Source organism: Enterococcus sp. BWB1-3, from assembly GCF_016745275.1.
GTDB lineage: Bacteria > Bacillota > Bacilli > Lactobacillales > Enterococcaceae > Enterococcus_L.
This window is the reverse complement of record NZ_JADOEP010000027.1, coordinates 37,498-54,003: the sequence shown is the minus strand read 5'-3', so window position 1 is coordinate 54,003 and position 16,506 is coordinate 37,498. Positions and strand designations below refer to the sequence as shown.

General features: G+C 39.1%; 14 protein-coding genes. 6 read left to right on the top strand and 8 right to left on the bottom strand.

From position 1 onward, the window contains the following. Positions 1-179: 179 nt before the first annotated feature. From rpoE to IW492_RS15200, 5 genes are all read right to left on the bottom strand, one after another. A complete protein-coding gene (rpoE, locus tag IW492_RS15220) occupies positions 180-809 on the bottom strand; it encodes a DNA-directed RNA polymerase subunit delta (protein ID WP_236671945.1) in 630 nt (209 codons plus the stop codon). 75 nt (positions 810-884) lie between these two features. Beyond that, entirely contained in the window at positions 885-1,319 is a 435-nt protein-coding gene (locus IW492_RS15215) for a DUF1934 domain-containing protein (protein ID WP_202068663.1), read from the bottom strand. A 20-nt stretch (positions 1,320-1,339) separates the two neighbouring features. After that, positions 1,340-2,287 carry a sugar-binding transcriptional regulator gene (locus IW492_RS15210; protein ID WP_202068662.1) on the bottom strand — a complete coding sequence of 316 codons (948 nt, stop codon included), beginning with the start codon at positions 2,285-2,287 and terminating at the stop codon, positions 1,340-1,342. Continuing rightward, on the bottom strand, positions 2,288-3,280 hold the full coding sequence (locus IW492_RS15205) for an alpha-ketoacid dehydrogenase subunit beta (protein WP_202068661.1): 993 nt from the start codon (positions 3,278-3,280) through the stop codon (positions 2,288-2,290). Next, a complete protein-coding gene (locus IW492_RS15200) occupies positions 3,280-4,275 on the bottom strand; it encodes a thiamine pyrophosphate-dependent dehydrogenase E1 component subunit alpha (protein ID WP_202068660.1) in 996 nt (331 codons plus the stop codon). Before IW492_RS15200 ends, IW492_RS15205 begins: the two co-directional genes overlap by 1 nt. A gap of 378 nt (positions 4,276-4,653) precedes the next feature. On the opposite strand from IW492_RS15200, the gene IW492_RS15195 reads away from it, so the two are divergent. Genes IW492_RS15195 through yidA form a run of 4 tightly spaced genes read left to right on the top strand, consistent with a single transcriptional unit; the run spans position 4,654 to position 8,077 of the window. Beyond that, a complete protein-coding gene (locus tag IW492_RS15195) occupies positions 4,654-5,016 on the top strand; it encodes a hypothetical protein (protein WP_202068659.1) in 363 nt (120 codons plus the stop codon). Then, a complete protein-coding gene (locus IW492_RS15190) occupies positions 5,006-5,884 on the top strand; it encodes a lipoate--protein ligase family protein (protein WP_202068657.1) in 879 nt (292 codons plus the stop codon). The genes IW492_RS15195 and IW492_RS15190 overlap by 11 nt, the downstream gene beginning before the upstream one ends. Further along, a complete protein-coding gene (locus IW492_RS15185; RefSeq protein WP_202068656.1) occupies positions 5,868-7,238 on the top strand; it encodes an HD domain-containing protein in 1,371 nt (456 codons plus the stop codon). The genes IW492_RS15190 and IW492_RS15185 overlap by 17 nt, the downstream gene beginning before the upstream one ends. 29 nt (positions 7,239-7,267) lie before the next feature. Beyond that, the gene (gene yidA, locus IW492_RS15180) at positions 7,268-8,077 is read left to right on the top strand and encodes a sugar-phosphatase (RefSeq protein ID WP_202068655.1); all 810 of its coding nucleotides are present in this window, start codon (positions 7,268-7,270) and stop codon (positions 8,075-8,077) included. A 264-nt stretch (positions 8,078-8,341) separates the two neighbouring features. On the opposite strand, the gene IW492_RS15175 is transcribed toward yidA, so the two are convergent. Then, complete coding sequence (locus tag IW492_RS15175) at positions 8,342-8,785, bottom strand: NUDIX hydrolase (RefSeq protein ID WP_202068654.1); 444 nt, start codon at positions 8,783-8,785, stop codon at positions 8,342-8,344. A 258-nt stretch (positions 8,786-9,043) separates the two neighbouring features. Here IW492_RS15175 and gloA point away from each other — a divergent pair, with 258 nt between their 5' ends. Both gloA and IW492_RS15165 read left to right on the top strand, forming a co-directional pair. Beyond that, the gene (gene gloA, locus IW492_RS15170; protein WP_202068653.1) at positions 9,044-9,421 is read left to right on the top strand and encodes a lactoylglutathione lyase; all 378 of its coding nucleotides are present in this window, start codon (positions 9,044-9,046) and stop codon (positions 9,419-9,421) included. Positions 9,422-10,204: 783 nt separating this feature from the next. Next, on the top strand, positions 10,205-10,927 hold the full coding sequence (locus tag IW492_RS15165; protein ID WP_202068651.1) for a gamma-glutamyl-gamma-aminobutyrate hydrolase family protein: 723 nt from the start codon (positions 10,205-10,207) through the stop codon (positions 10,925-10,927). 139 nt (positions 10,928-11,066) lie between these two features. On the opposite strand, the gene IW492_RS15160 is transcribed toward IW492_RS15165, so the two are convergent. Further along, positions 11,067-11,891 (bottom strand): aldo/keto reductase, encoded by an 825-nt coding sequence (locus IW492_RS15160; protein ID WP_202068649.1) that lies wholly within the window; start codon positions 11,889-11,891, stop codon positions 11,067-11,069. Positions 11,892-12,158: 267 nt separating this feature from the next. Next, positions 12,159-16,403 carry a type VII secretion protein EssC gene (gene essC, locus IW492_RS15155; RefSeq protein WP_330928237.1) on the bottom strand — a complete coding sequence of 1,415 codons (4,245 nt, stop codon included), beginning with the start codon at positions 16,401-16,403 and terminating at the stop codon, positions 12,159-12,161. Positions 16,404-16,506 lie beyond the last annotated feature (103 nt).

Below are 16,506 nucleotides of genomic sequence, written 5' to 3'. Positions count from 1 at the left end.
TTTGATGTGGTGGTCGGGAAACCAACTTCATCTTATCAGTTTAGGAGGCTTTTTTACTACCACGCTGGAAGCTCTCAAGAACCCCCAGCATAGCTGGGGGTTTTCAGAACATACAAAAAAAGAAACAGCCTGGAAAAATATTCCTTCCAAGCCATTTCCTATCCTATTTTAAAGACAGATTAGTTTTTTTCTTCAGCCCCGCCGATATACTCCTCTTCGTCTTCATCATCAAAGTCGCTGTCTACATCTTCATCGTCAATAATTGTCAGATCTTCTTCAATACCGGATAAGTCATCATCAGTATCTTCATCTGCCCCAATTTCCTGAAGGTCGCTGTTGTACGCTTTAATTTCTTCATCGTCGTCGTCTTCATCCTCATATAAATCGATGTCATCAGCAGTCAATTCTGCATCTTCCGGATCATCATCGTTATAATCAATTACATCTTCATCATTTGTATCCATAATGAATGCATTCACTTTTTTACGTTTTCTACGACGTGGTTTGTCTTCTTCATCTTCATCCAAGCCATGTGTTACTTCCTCATCGATTGAATCGATTGGATACCATGAACGAAGGCCCCAGCGGTTATCGCCCAGAGAGATAAAACTGCCATCAATATTCAAGTCAGTGTAAAATTGTGCTAAAGAATCACGAATTTCACTGTCAGACTTTTCAAGATAGTTCTGGATTTGGTTAACTAAGTCTGAAAAATCCATGACATCTCCTTTTTGTTCCAAAATTGCGTGAGCAACTTCAATCATGGATAGTTCGTTCTTATTTAATCCTTCAAATACATTAATTTCCAAGCGGTACACGTCCTTTCACAGTCTACACTTTATCATACAAAAACATGTAAAAAAAAGCAATTGATTCTTTAAGAATTACGCAGTAAATTCCAACTCTAAATGATATTCTCCCACTTTTTCACTTTGAGAATAAAGATCATAGTCAATAATAATTGAACCTGAGACCGGCTGATCTTTCAAACTGAATCGAACATTATGAGTAAATGTAGCAATTTCGAATAAACCATAAGGCGTTCGATAGGTAGTTTCCAGTCTTTCCTGATAACCGAATTTCAATCGCATCCGTAATTCTCCCGAACGAATCAACTGAACTTTTCCATCCGGCTCCACTTTTATGGTAACCGGTGTTTCCTCCCCGCCATCCTGAACTTCTTTATAGCGAATATACAATGTATCTCCTATTTTAACGATTTGCCCGGTCAGGTCAAAAAAGAAATCTTTCGTTTCACCAGCTTGTTTTACTTCTGTCTTCAATTGAATAGAAATAGTTGTTCCCTGTGTTAAATCCATCAAAACAATCTCCTTTACCTTTACATCGCCAGTAATGCTTCAGCTGCAGTCTGATTTGTCACTAAAATAGAGCAGCTGTTCCCCATCAGCAACGGGTGAATGCTCTCTGCTTTTTCCTTTCCGCTGCCAATCACCATGACCTGCGGAATATTGACCAAATCTTCTACTTTAATCCCCAGCATACGGCTGCTAATAGTATTGTTAACTGTTTGACCATTTTTGTCAAATAAGGAGGCCACTGCATCCCCTTTAACCTGATCTTTTTTTATGGTCTCCATTTCTTCTTTTCCAAAATATCCCAAGTCATTCCAGGTTGACCGCTTCACCGGATTGCCTACACCTATAATTGCCAGATCCACTTTTTTTGCAGACATCAGGATGGTGTGCATCAACTGACTTTGGTTTAATACATCTGCCAGTTCAGCACTTTCTGCCAATGCAGGAATATAGGCATATTGGCATTGACTGTTTAATTTTTCAGACAAACGAAAAGCCAGATGATTGGTGTCAAAATAAAGATGCTCACCGGAGACTCCTCCGACAAGCGGACAAACATTAATTGATGGGAACGAATAAAATGGCAGCGCATCAATCATATCTGCCAATGTTGTTCCCCATGATAATCCAATTGACATCGACGATACTAAAATACTGCTCAAATAATCAGCTGCTGCCTCACTGACTTTTTGTCTTATCTTTATATCCGGTGCGTGATCATTGTCTGAAACGATGATTACTTCGTCCAGCTGATACCTTTCCTCCAGAGCCAGACTCAGCTTTACGGTATGGGCGGACTCATCCTGAATTGAGACCTTCACAATCCCTTCTTCCTTAGCCTGTTGAAGAATTTTCGAAATGACTGGTCGGGAGATTTTCATTTTTCGGGCAATCTCTGCCTGTGTCAGCCCATTATCATAATAAAGAGTGACTATTTTCATCATTTTTCTTCGGTTTTCACTGATTTTCATCTATTTCTCATCACTTTCATTCATCAACTCTTTAATACACGCTATGATCGTTTCTTTTTGTGGAATCGCACGTTTTTCAAGTAATTGCTGTGCAGGCATCGGGACAAATTCTCCGCCTAAACGAACAACCGGATGCAAAAGTTTTCTGCTGACTGTAGACTCGGCAATAACTGCTGTCAGCTCAGCGCTAAAGCCGCTGTTTTTAACAGCTTCCGTTACCACTACTGCGCGACGGGTTTTGTCAATAGAATTCAGCAGCGTCTCTTTATCTAAAGGAACCAGTGTTCTTGGATCAATCACCTCTACACTAATTCCTGACTTAGCGAGCTCCTCTGCAGCTCTCAGTGTTTTTTCAACCATAATCCCTGTTGCAACAACTGTTACATCCGTTCCTTCCCGCTTAATATCTGCAACCCCCAAAGGCAAAACATACTTTCCTTCCGGTACAGACGCTTCTGTTTTATAAAGTAATTTATGTTCATAAAACATCACCGGGTTATCGTCTTCAATTGCAGCATGCAGCAGGCCTTTCGCATCATAGGCGTTGGAAGGTTGAATAACCTTCAGTCCGGGAATATGGGTCATCCAGTTTTCCAGACTTTGCGAGTGCTGTGCAGCCGCTCCGGTTCCTGATCCTCCTGCCGTTCTCATAACCATTGGTACACTGGCTTTCCCACCATACATATAATGAATTTTAGCTGCCTGATTCACCAGCTGATCCATCGCCACTGTGATAAAGTCTGAAAACTGCAGCTCCATAATCGGTCTCATCCCTGTCATAGCCGCTCCTACAGCTACACCTGCAATGGCACTTTCAGAAATGGGTGTCTCCCTTACGCGTTCAGAACCATACTTTTCCTGAAGACCTTTCGTCACACCAAAACCGCCGCCATACAAACCGATGTCCTCGCCTAACAGAAAGACTTTTGAATCAGCACTTAACGCTTCTCCCAGAGCTTCATTTAATGCTTCCAAATAAGTAATCGTCCGCATTATTGCTTCACTCCTTCCTGATAAACATCCTGCCACAGTTCTTTCAATTCAGGCTCAGGATCATTTAAAACAGATCGAACCATTTCTTCTGTTTCCTGCTGAACAGCTGTTCTGATCTCAGCCAGCTGCGCATTTGATATTGAAAATTCTTCCGCTAATCGTTGCTCAAGCTTTAAAATTGGATCGTGATTTTCCATCCAGTACTGACATTCTTCTTTCGAACGATAAACGAGCTTATCTGATTTCGAATGACCTTTATAACGGTAAGTAATGGCTTCGATCAGGGTTGGACCACCGCCTTTCCGTGCTTTTTCAACGGATATTTCTACTGCTCTTTGAACAGCAAACACATCATTTCCATCAATTGTCAGCCCCTCTATTCCATAGCTTTCAGCCCGATCAGAAAGCTTTTTGACATTTACCATTTGTTGAATGGCGCTGCTCATGCCGTACTGATTATTTTCAATCAGATAAACAACCGGAAGAGCCCAAATAGAAGCCAGATTCAACGCTTCATGAAAACTTCCTTCATTCGTTGCACCATCACCGCCATAACAAAGAACTACCTGCTCTGTCTGATTCATTTTGGCTGTTAAAGCCGCACCCGCAGCAATCGGAAAATTGCCGCCGACAATACCGTTTGAGCCCAAATTTCCAACAGTTAAATCTGCAATATGCATACTGCCGCCTTTCCCCCGGTTAGTTCCTGTCTGTTTTCCAAGAATTTCTGCCAGCATTGCTCTGCGGTCCGTTCCTTTGGCAATCGCATGCCCGTGATTTCTGTGAGTGGAGAGTACCCAATCTGTCTTGTTCAATACACCCGCTCCGCCAGCCGCCGTTGCTTCCTGCCCGATACAAAGATGCATTGTACCGTACATTTTTCCATCGTCAAATAAGTCCTGTACAGCTTCTTCAAACAATCTTATTTCCCACATTGTCCGGTAGCTGTTTAGTGCAAAGCTGGCAGATTTTTCTGCTTTCTTCTGATCAATCATGCGTTTCTCCTTTTATCTGCATTTGGGTTCATCTTAATTCTAAATAAAAGCATTTAGTTTAACAGCAGCTAATTTGACTGCAAAATGATTGCATAACTGAACAGGCAGTTTTCTTCCTTCATAAAAATATGACCACAGACCGCCTGCCATAAACGTGCCTATCATTTAACCAATCTAATTTATCAATCTCTGCCATCTTCCGCCTTTACATTTGTTCACCATCAAATCATATGTAAATATTCTATCTTTTTCCTTGCTTCGTTGCAAGTCAATCAGCACGTTTGTTCCTTTATTCATTTAAAAATAAATTTTTCTTTATACTTTTACTACATAATTTTAGCCATAAATGGTTTATAATATATAAGGGAGGTGAAGACAATGTTGTTTCACGATGAAGAAGCAATGCTTTTTTGTATGCATTGCCAGAAGGAAACACTCCACGACATTCAATATATGAACGAAATAATTTCAAGTATTGAATGTGAGGAATGCCATAATAAAATGAGTATCGATGTAGATGCAATGAAAGAATTCCATCATTATCTCTATGAGCGCATGATGTCCAAGCCTGGACGCTTAACCGAAGAAGCACGGAAAGATTTCAGCAAATTCCTGTCTTCGATGCCGATGAGGCTGCTCAGCAAACCCGTTCGCTTTTCAAATGAATATTCGCAGATGAATAAAGAAGTAAAAAACTATGTCTCAAAAGCAAAACAGGATGAAGAAGCAGATGAAGAATAGCCTTTTAAAAACACTCCTTTCAAACCAAGAAGCTTTTATAATCGATCAAGGTACCCTTTCCCAAGCGGAAGTTCTTTCTCCTTTTGCGCTGACGGATACCCTGACGATTTTTTCAGGTATTCATAAACAGCCGATCCTGCATTTCTGGCAGTTGGAGCAAACGATGATTTTGGGCATGAAAGACACTCGTGTTCCTTATTTCTCTGATGGGATTGCATCGCTGAAAGCAGATGGCTATAAACCGATTATTCGCAACTCAGGAGGCTTAGGTGTAATCGCTGATAAGGGCGTACTGAATGTCTCTCTCATTCTGCCGCAGTCTGCAGAACATAAACTCTCAATTGACAATGCCTATCATTTTTTTAGAGAATGGATTCATTCAGCCTTTGAAACCAGCGGGAAAACCATTGAGGCCTATGAAATTTCCAATTCCTACTGCCCCGGGACATTTGATTTAAGTATCGCCGGGAAAAAATTTGCGGGCATCGCACAACGACGAATAAAAGAAGGCGTTGCCGTAATGGCTTACCTAAGCATTAACGGCAATCAACAATCCAGAGGAGAAGCAGTCCGACGATTTTATCAACATGGATTAAAGGAAGGCTTCGGAGAGAATGGTTTTCCGCCGGTTGAACCAGCAGTAATGGAAAATCTTGGCAATCTGCTGAAGAAACCTTTGGCAATCGATAGTGTAAAGGAAAGACTGCTGCATGTCTTTCAAGAAGAAAATCAAATGCTGGTTGAGGAAAAAAAGATAAACAGTTTAATGCAGCTGTCTGAAATTCAGACAGACTATAAAAAACAGCTAAAAAAAATGATTCAGCGCAATCAGCAGCTGGAGGAGGAACTGCATGACCATTTCTTATAAAAATCAGTTACTGCCTATTGAAAAAGTCTTTCGGGACCCTGTCCATAATTACATTCATGTCCAACATCAGGTGATTTTAGACCTGATTAATTCTGCAGAATTTCAAAGACTTCGACGAATCAAACAGCTGGGTACCTCTTCCCTGACCTTTCACGGCGCAGAACACAGCCGTTTTTCTCATTCACTGGGCGTTTATGAAATAACCAGAAGAATCTGTGATATTTTTCAACGGAATTATTCTGTTGAACAGATTGGAGAAGATGGCTGGAATGATGAGGAACGTTTGGTAGCCCTGTGTGCCGCTTTGCTGCATGATGTGGGTCATGGACCTTATTCACATACATTTGAACATATCTTTCAAACAGATCACGAAAAGATTACTGTGGAAATAATCACTTCTCCGGAAACTGACGTCTTTCAAATCCTCAATCAGGTTTCAGCTGACTTTCCTCAGAAGGTTGCCAGCGTGATTACCAAGGAATACGGAAATCCTCAGGTAGTCCAAATGATTTCCAGTCAGATCGATGCAGATCGGATGGATTACCTGCTGAGAGATGCTTATTTTACCGGTACAGAATACGGCACTTTTGATTTGACCAGAATTCTACGTGTTATCCGACCATATAAAGGCGGTTTGGCCTTTACAATGAACGGCATGCACGCAGTGGAAGATTACATTGTCAGTCGTTACCAAATGTATGTTCAAGTCTATTTCCATCCAGTTTCCAGAGGAATGGAAGTTATTTTAGATCATCTGCTCCATCGGGCTAAAAGTCTGTATGAAGAGCAGCCTGACGACTATCTTCTGCACTCACAACTGCTGGTCCCCTTTTTCAAAGGAGATTACACACTACAGGAATATCTAAAACTGGATGATGGTGTTCTGACTACCTACTTTACACAATGGAGTGAACTAGGCGACTCTGTACTGACCGATTTGACAAAACGCTTTTTAATGCGCAAGCCTTTAAAATCAGCCAAATTCTCGAACGAAACAGATCCGCTGATAATCGAGCACTTAAAAATGCTGATAGAAAAAGTTGGTTATAATCCAAAATATTATACAGCAATTAATTCCAGCTATGATTTACCGTATGACTTCTATCGCCCGGAAAAAAACAGTCACCGGACACAAATTGAAATCATTCAAAAAGACGGAACACTGGTAGAGCTTTCGAAAGTCAGCCAACTAGTTGCTGCGCTTGCCGGTCAGGGCCAAGGAGATCGACGCTTTTACTTCCCTAAAGAAATGCTTCAACCAGCAAAAGATCAGCATTTGGATTTATTTGAAGAAACCTACCATGAATTTCAGTCATTTATTCATAATGGCGCAATTATTGACAATAAAGTTTAATTTTTTAATAGACACTGCAGGAGGAAAACATGACAATTAAGCTAGTAGCAATCGACATCGACGGAACATTACTGGATTCCAACAGAAATATCACTGCCCGGGTAAAAGAGGCTGTGCAAAAGGCCAACAAACAGGGTGTATTTATTGTATTATGTACCGGCAGACCGTTGCCAGGTGTGAAAAGCCTGTTGGAGGAGCTGAATCTTTATCGGGACAATGATTATGTGATTACCTATAACGGCTCTTTGGTGCAGGCAACAAAATCCAAAGAAGTGATTTCAAAATATACGCTGTCCTACACTGATTTCCTTGAAATTGAGCTGGAAGCCAGAAAGGTCGGCAGCCATTTACACATGAGTGATGAGCAGAACATTTATACTTTTAATCGTGATATTGGCAAATATACAGTTCATGAAGCTTATCTGGTGGATATGCCGCTGAAATATCGTTCAGTGGAAGAAATCACGCCAGATATTAACGTGATTAAAATGATGATGATCGATGAACCTAAGATTTTAGATCATTCTATCAGTCAGCTGCCGAGCAGCTTAAAGGAGAAATACACAACTGTTAAAAGTACAGAATTTTACTATGAGATTTTAAATAAAGAAGCCAGCAAAGGAAATGCCCTTGAAAAACTGGCTGCTCATTTAAATATTCCGATTGAAGAAACCATGGCGATTGGTGACAATGAAAATGATTTGTCCATGATTGAAAAAGCAGGTATTGGCGTAGCTATGGGCAATGCAACTGAAAATGTTAAAAATGCTGCGGATGTGCATACTTCTTCAAATGATGAAGATGGTGTGGCTGAAGTTTTATTTAAATATTTGAACTGACTTTTTAATTCAAGAAAAGAAAGTTGTGACAAAGCTTGCTCCTGCGATTACTCGTCGCATGGAGCAGCTTTGTCACAACTTCCTCTTTAAAAAAGCAGCAGTACTGTTATTCATAATGAACATTCAAACTCAATATTTTGAATATAGAAAAAAGCTCTGATTTATCTGTTTCTCTTCTAAAAAAATCCTCATACTTTATACTGTTTAAAATCTGAAAATTTTGCAGCTTTTTTCCTGCCTATTTACAAAAGCTGAATCACGACTTTATAAGCTGTTTTGCCATTTGCGGACTGCCCATTTATGACTTCCTCTTTTCAAAAGTTCAATCCCCTCATCAATCATCACCCATTGAATACCATTACATTTCTCAAGAGGCTCACTGACTTGTGTCCATTCCGAAGCAATAAAAAAATAGCCAGGATTATGATAATCTGTCTCTCTATGACGTGAATGAAAATATTCATCTGCCTGTCCCAGGTACGCACCAATGACTACTTCAATACCCAATTCTTCCAGCATTTCCCGATCAATTGCCTGTTCCTTTGTTTCCCCCTTTTCTATTTCTCCACCAGGCAGAAAGTATGCCCCGTTTGGTGCTTGAATTAATACCATCTCCTGCTGATTATTTCTTGTTACAACAATATACGCACCCAACCTTTTTTTATAATCCCTCTGGTTTGATTTTTCTCCAAAAGTGGGAATTTCCATAAAAGCAACTCCTTGAATTTTTTGACCTCAGCTGATTGACTAAATAGATGAACCAACTGACTTCACATAATTATTCTGATTCTCATTCCTTCGCCATCTAGTTCATCCAGAACTTTCGAAAGCCTGTTAATCCTTTTAATTCTACATTAGAAATTTTTAATGAACAAGCAAAAACTTATCTTTTTATACGCTCTGTGCTAGTATTAAAAAGGAAACACTATTTATTTGATATTTTTAATTTGAAAGGATGATTCACAGATGAAAATGGCACACACTTGCGTCCGTGTAAAAGATTTGGAAGCTTCTCTGGAATTTTATCAGAAGGCATTTGGTTTTGAAGAAAGCCGCAGACGGGATTTTCCTGAAAATAAATTCACCTTAGTCTATTTAACTCTTCCAGGAGATGAATATGAGCTTGAACTAACCTATAATTATGATCATGAAGCATATGATCTTGGAAACGGCTATGGTCATATTGCAATCAGCACAGATGACATTGAAGCTCTTCACAGCAAACATAAAGATGCTGAATTTAATGTAACAGACATGAAAGGACTTCCTGGAACACCGCCTTCTTACTACTTCATAACAGATCCAGATGGTTACAAAGTAGAAGTAATTCGTACAAAATATTAAAATTGAACAGCGGAGAAAATATAACAGTCTTTCTCTTATGGATTATTCTGAAAAGGAATCCGGGATGCTTCTTCAGATCTGGATTCTTTTTTTCAATACGTTAAAACACTTTAATAGCCTTTCCTGCTAAAAGTGATAAAATAGAAAAAGAAATTTTAAACTGGTTTACTTGAAGTAAACATACAGTTGAACACCAAAGGAAGCTGATGTTAATCTTTATATCTTGTTTCCGCATAACTATGACCTGTCTGAAAACTATCGAGAATCAAACAAGGTCCTTCAATTCTTAGTGGCTTTGCCATTTAGAAATTGATGAGATCGAAACGAAGTCCTTCAATTCTTAATGGCTTTGACGTTTAGAAATTGATGAGATCGAAACGAAGTGTAGTGTAGTATAGGGTAGTGAAACTCATAGATACAAAAATTTTCTATAGTAAACATTCATTTAGCAGAATGATATGATTCGTCCCTCCAGAAATAAAAAAAGAAAATTTTCAGCTAACTATTCCCAAATGGCCTATGCTATTTCGTCAAAAACAGGAGCTTCAATTAGTTATTTGTTGAAAGCTGATAATAACCCCCTATTTTCCTAAGTAATTTATTAAAGTATTAGCTTCTGGGGGATGAATCATGGTAACAATATGACAAGTTAAAGAATATAGTAACATTCCTTCTTTAAACAGAACTAGCCTATATTTATTTTTTCGAAAAGACTCGCCACTAAAGTTTTCAGACAGAAACTACGTTACAGTCAGAAAAATAAAAGAATAAAGGAGACAAGTTATGGTCAAACCAATTATCGGTATCGCCGGAAATCAATTAATTCATTCTACAGAATTCTTTCATGGCAATCAGGTTTCATATACTCCGCAGGGCTTTGTGAATGGCATACAGAAAGCTGGGGGAATCCCCTTCATTTTGCCTATTGGAGCTTCAGCTTTGGCTAAAACGTATATTAATCAAATAGACAAGCTGCTTTTAGCAGGCGGACAGGATGTATCACCTGATCTTTATGGTGAAGAGCCTCAACCAAAACTGGAAGAAACTAATAGGAATCGTGATATTTTCGAACTGGCACTGATCACTGAAGCAATGAAACAGAAAAAACCAATTTTTGCAGTATGTCGCGGGATGCAATTATTGAACGTGGCTTTAAAAGGGACTTTGTATCAGGATCTTTCTGAATACAAAGACTGGAAGGTTAAACATGTTCAACAGCCAACAACACCTGAATTTGCCACACATTCTATTGTTACAGAAAAAGGCAGTATTTTGCAGAATATCCTAGGAGAAAAGAAACGGGTAAATTCCTATCATCATCAGGCTGTTCGCGATCTGTCGCCTGAACTTATTCCCACTGCCTACTCGACAGACGGAATTATTGAAGGAGTAGAAGCCAAAAATCCGGAACAGCGTCTTCTTGCTGTACAATGGCATCCCGAATTAAATTTTGACAAAGATGAAAGAGAATGTGCATTATTCGATTACTTTGTTAATCAGCTATAACATCAAAACAAAAACGACAGTCCCAAGTAATTTTTTCAGGCTGTCGTCTTTCTTTGTATATTATTGCTTGTAATGCCCGTTGAGGTCATTTCAATAATTTATGGTAAATCTGGAATAGACATTCTTTCCAATTTCTAGATTAAAAATTGAAGTTATCAGGGTCAGCACCTAGACGTTCATTCATATCCAAGTCATCAATTACTTTTAAATCTTCCTGACTAAGTTCGAAATCAAACACATCAAAGTTTTCTCTGATTCGTTCTTCATGAACAGATTTAGGAATAACAATAATGTCATTTTGCAGATGCCAGCGAATAATTACCTGAGCAGCTGATTTTCCATATTTCTTACCCATTTCAACTAAAACAGGATTTTCCAAACTTTTTCCTTGTCCCAACGGAGACCATGCTTCAACTGCGATATTTTCTTTTTTTAAATATTCTCTTAGAGGTACCTGACTAAGTGTAGGGTGAAGTTCAATTTGATCCACTACAGGTCTGACTTTCGCATCTGCCAAAATATCTTCAACATGATGCTTATGAAAATTAGACAACCCTATAGCCTTTGCCCGTCCGCTTTCATAAATCTCCTCCATTGCTCTCCAAGATTCTTTATATTTATCCTTTACCGGCCAATGAATCAGGTACAGATCAACATAGTCCAATCCCAGCTTATTTAAACTTTCGTCAAAAGCTTTCATCGTGGATTCATAGCCCTGATCTTCATTCCACAGTTTGGTTGTCACAAAAATTTCTTCTCTGGGAATACCAGACAATCGTATGCCTTCTCCTACTCCTTCTTCATTCTTATACACAGCTGCCGTATCAATCAATCGATAGCCTGTTTCCAGCGCCCATTTCACAGAGTCAATGACCTCTTGTCCATCCTGAACACGCCAGACACCTAAACCTAAACGAGGAATGACCGATCCATTTGCTAACTTCTTTGTCTTCTCGAACGTCATAATATTACTCCACCTTTCTTTAAATCCAATACTTCTTTCATTATACGCCAAAAACAGACTGATTAAAAAAAAATTTGGTCTATAAAACAAAGAAAATCAGACCTTTTTGATAAGCAGTAGTTGATCAAATTCAGCAGAATAAAGCTGATGGCGAATCTGTATCAAATTTTCGTAAAATCAATTCAAACAAAAAATATAGGGACACCATATACTGTAACCTTCCATTCAAAGTCTTTCTGTATCTGGATCATCTTCCATATGTCTGCTTCAGCTGATCTCCTGTACGAATTTAATCTTGATAAACTCTTTTTCTGTATAGTAATAGCCGCTGGATTCCGCCAGTTCTGGTTCTTTGGATATATAAGATTTTCCCGCAAATTCCTGATCCGAGATTTTCATAGCAAAAACAGCAGTTTGAATTAATTGCCGATAGTATCTGGGAAGCCCGACTCGTGTTTTAGCCATATATCGATGATCTCCGGCAATAATGAGATGGATGCCTGTCTGCTCAGCTGACAACAATATTTTTTTCAGCTCATCTTCTGTCAGGTGAACTGTCTGTTCAAACTTTTCCATCTCTGTAATATAGATTAGCCAAGGTTTCTGCCCGTGACATCCAGCCTGCTCTCTCCTTCTCACTTCACACAACAATTCTTCTTTAAATTCGATAAATTCTGCAGGTTGATCCCTGTACGAATGAACGGATAAATTCTTTCCTGTACTAATCTTTCCGGAATCGATAACAACAGTATTAACTTGACCGGTCAACAGTTCCACAGACAATAACATTGAACATTTTAATGTCAGAAGTGGTTTGGGCGAGTCACCGATTAATGCAAGATTCAATTGACGATTTAACTCAAAAGTTACAGGTTCAACCTGTTCAAAGTCTAAGCCTAGTGGAAGAAGTCCTTGGCACACCATTTGCTGAACAGCTTTCATTTCTTTAAAGCTGTCAAAGCTGAGAAGCATGGGGACCATAGGAATAGGTTTGGGTCGTTTTCCCATCCAGTAAGTATTCATGGCATTGACTTCCTTTTGAATTGCTTCAATGAGTTTCAATGTGTCTTCTCCTGAAGCAGGCAAAGCTGTTTGGAATAATTCTGGTTCTTCCATTTTGATTAACCCTCTTCCAGGGAGGTCCTCTATCGCAATACTTGTTCTTCCAACAATTGACTTTGCTTCAAAATCATCAATCAGATGTAAGGGGATCTGAACTTTGATATTTCCTGACAACGACATACGCAGCGAATTTTGGCGTCCGGCAGAAAGAAGTAGATGAATGCCGACTGCCGCACCTTCACGAGCAGTCTGATTAAGCATCATCTCAAATTCCCCCTCAAAATCCGATCCTTTCACACCTTCAAAATTATCGATTACTATCAAGATAGTCGGCTCAACCTTGCCGCTTGCTGCCTCATATATTTCAAGACTGGCAGCTGTATATTCTTTTAGCAATACTTTTCTTTTTTTTAGTTCACCATTGATTCTTTTCATAAACTTGAAGATCTTCTCATTCTCATCACATTCCATTATTTCAGCAACATGAGGAAGATTTTTCAAAGGCAGCAATCCATTTGTTCCAAAATCCAGAAGATAAAAGGTTAGATGCTCAGGATTATGTGTGCGAGCCAAATCCATAACCACCGTCTGCAGCAAAGTACTTTTCCCATATCCCGGACTGCTGTAGACAACCATGTGTCCCTCTTCTGTTAGATTAATCTTCAACAATTTCTGCCTTTGTTTTCCAGGTAAATCAACAACACCTAGGACAGGTTCTAATTTTTGCTTTTCAGTTAGCCATAAATATTTAAAATCTGCAGGATGCAGTTCATTGACTGACAATCTCTTCTTTAGCGGAGGAAGCCATGGTCTTGGAATCTCCCGAATCTTTTTGACCTTAGTAATAGTGCAGATTCCTTCAATAATTGTTTCCAGCTCTGTAGGATTTCGATTTATATGTTCAAATTTTTCCAGACCGCTTAAATCTCTGTTCAACAGCTCGTATTGTCCCAGCTCATTGATTCGGTAGATTCTATGGTCATCATCTTGCTGCTTCTTTTTTTTCGGCTGATAACCAGCTCCGCTCCATGCACTTTGAAACAGCTCATAAATTTCATTGTTCCCAACCTGCAAATAAGCCCGACCCGGCTGAACAAGTTCTGATGCATCAGGAGTCTTCAGCATTTCCATACTGTCTGATCGATCCGCAACCTTTAAACAGAGTTTGGCATTGGAATTACTCCATATTTGATCGTTAACTACCCCAGAAGGCTTTTGTGTTGCCAGAATCAAATGAATTCCCAGAGATCGCCCGATACGTGAAACAGAAATCAGTTCACTCATAAATTCAGGCTGCTCTGACTTTAATTCTGCAAATTCATCACTAATCAAAAACAGATGCGGCAGAGGTTCTAGGACAACACCTCTTTTATAAAGTATCTGATACTGGTTGATGTGATTTACATTATTCTCTGCAAACAACTTTTGCCGACGTTTTAACTCTGCATTGATAGACATCAAAGCTCTTCTGCTTTGGGAGCCATCCAAATTTGTTATACTTCCAAGCATATGAGGAAGCTTACTGAAAAGATTTGCCAGTCCTCCGCCTTTATAATCAATAAGAAGAAATGCAAGGTCATGCGGATGAAAATTGACTGCTAAACTTAAAATATAGGTCTGCAACAGCTCAGATTTGCCGGACCCAGTTGTTCCAGCAATCAGCCCATGTGGTCCGTGGGCTTTTTCATGCAGATTAAGAAGCAGCTTTTCTTCATTTCCCCGCATTCCTATAGGCACTGACAGTGTTTTATGCGGAGAATGGTTCCTCCAGCGCTCAATTACCCCTAGCTCTTCAAAAGATTTTACACCATACAACTCAAAAAAGGTAACAGTTTCCGGAATCGCTGATTGGATAGTTTGCAGATGATTCAGCGGTGCCAGCAGCCGTGGCAGTTCTTCGAAATCAAATTCTTCCGGAAAATGATCCGGCTTAAATGAAATTTCTTTTAAATCCCCCTCTTCAAGCAGCAAAATTCCTGTATTTTTATCACGAATATCAATAATTGTTTTTATATAATCAGACAGACTGCTTAATTCATTTTTTACATAGACGACACTACAGCTTAGTTTACCGGTTTCCTCATTTAGGATATCCATAATACTATGATCCAGAATTAATTTTTCATCTGTAATTATCAATACATAATGAGGTGTAAATAAGCTAGCAGTTTTATTATTCCCAGTCTGTTCCACCATCTTCTTCCGATCCTTTAACCTGTGATTTAAAGCGTTCATCACCTGATCACAGCTTCGCTGATCGTAAACAAAACCTCTGATATTTGCATCTTGTAATTTGATATGCGGAAGCCAGCGCAACCAGAACCATTGATCCATTTCTGTTTCAGAAAAAACGATAATAAACTGCAAATCATGATAGCTGTGAAAAAAAGACAGCTGCAGTATCAGCAGATGCAGCTGCTCCAATACCAGTTCTCGTTGACCAATGTACCCCACAGAGGCTTTCACTAAATTAGATAAAATCGGCATTTTTTCGAGCTTAAGATTCTTCAAATAAAGCTCATAAGCCTGACGTTCAAGAGCATCTGTTTCCCCCTGACGCTCTTTGTTAGCATAGGTAAGTTTGACCGTACTGCTTATCTTGCCCAAGCCCAGACGATAAAACAAAAAATCATAATGTCCGGGTATCTTTTCATAAATTCGAGCGTTATATGACCGCCCCATTTTCAGCAGTTCTATTATATCTGGAAAATGATAAAGCTGTCCCAGTTTCTGTTTCTCATTCAATTGATACAGTGTAATAGCTTTATCGGTCAAGTAGCGACTGTACCTTTCATCGCGTTTTTCCCTGTCTTTTTTATACTCTCTTCTGTTTTTAAAATAGCTGTGAATTGAAAATCCAACAGTCATCAAGGTGGTAATGCCGCTTGCCATCATGAAGAATACATTTGAACGGAAAAATGCCATAACTCCGGTTACTGCAAGCATAGTTATCGGTGGAAGGATTGTTTTAATCAGCTGGTCATTTGGAGCCTTTAGAGGAGCACTCGGAGAATTTATTGTTATTTCCTCTTTTTGTCCGCGATAAATAATTCTCGGCGAACGATGAAAATCAGGATACTCTGTATATTCTTCATAACGGGAAATATCAATTTCACATAGTTCAGTGTCAATCACAGTCCCAAAAGTTGCATGTATCTCCCGGTGAAAGATTTTTAATGTATGGATGCCAAAAGATATTTCATCTCCTTTTTTCAAAAGATATTCACTCTTTATCATACATTGATTATTCAACATACCTGATCCGCTTATCAGAATCAGCTGCCACTTGGCGTTTATTTTCTTGAGAAGGGCGGAAAAATCATGATCAGTAATAGTTAATCCGACATTCTTTTGATTACTGATCAATAGCTCTTTTTTATCAAGTAAATCAAAAATCTGTATTTTTTTTGCAGGAGTAACAATCAGTGTAAGCTTTTGTTCTGCAGTCACAGAAAAGGTATAGAAAACATTGACTTCTATTGCCTGTTCTGTAAAATTATGTAACAGCTGCCAGCCATTTTTATAACAAAGAAAAAAGCTGTTTTCTTTCGGT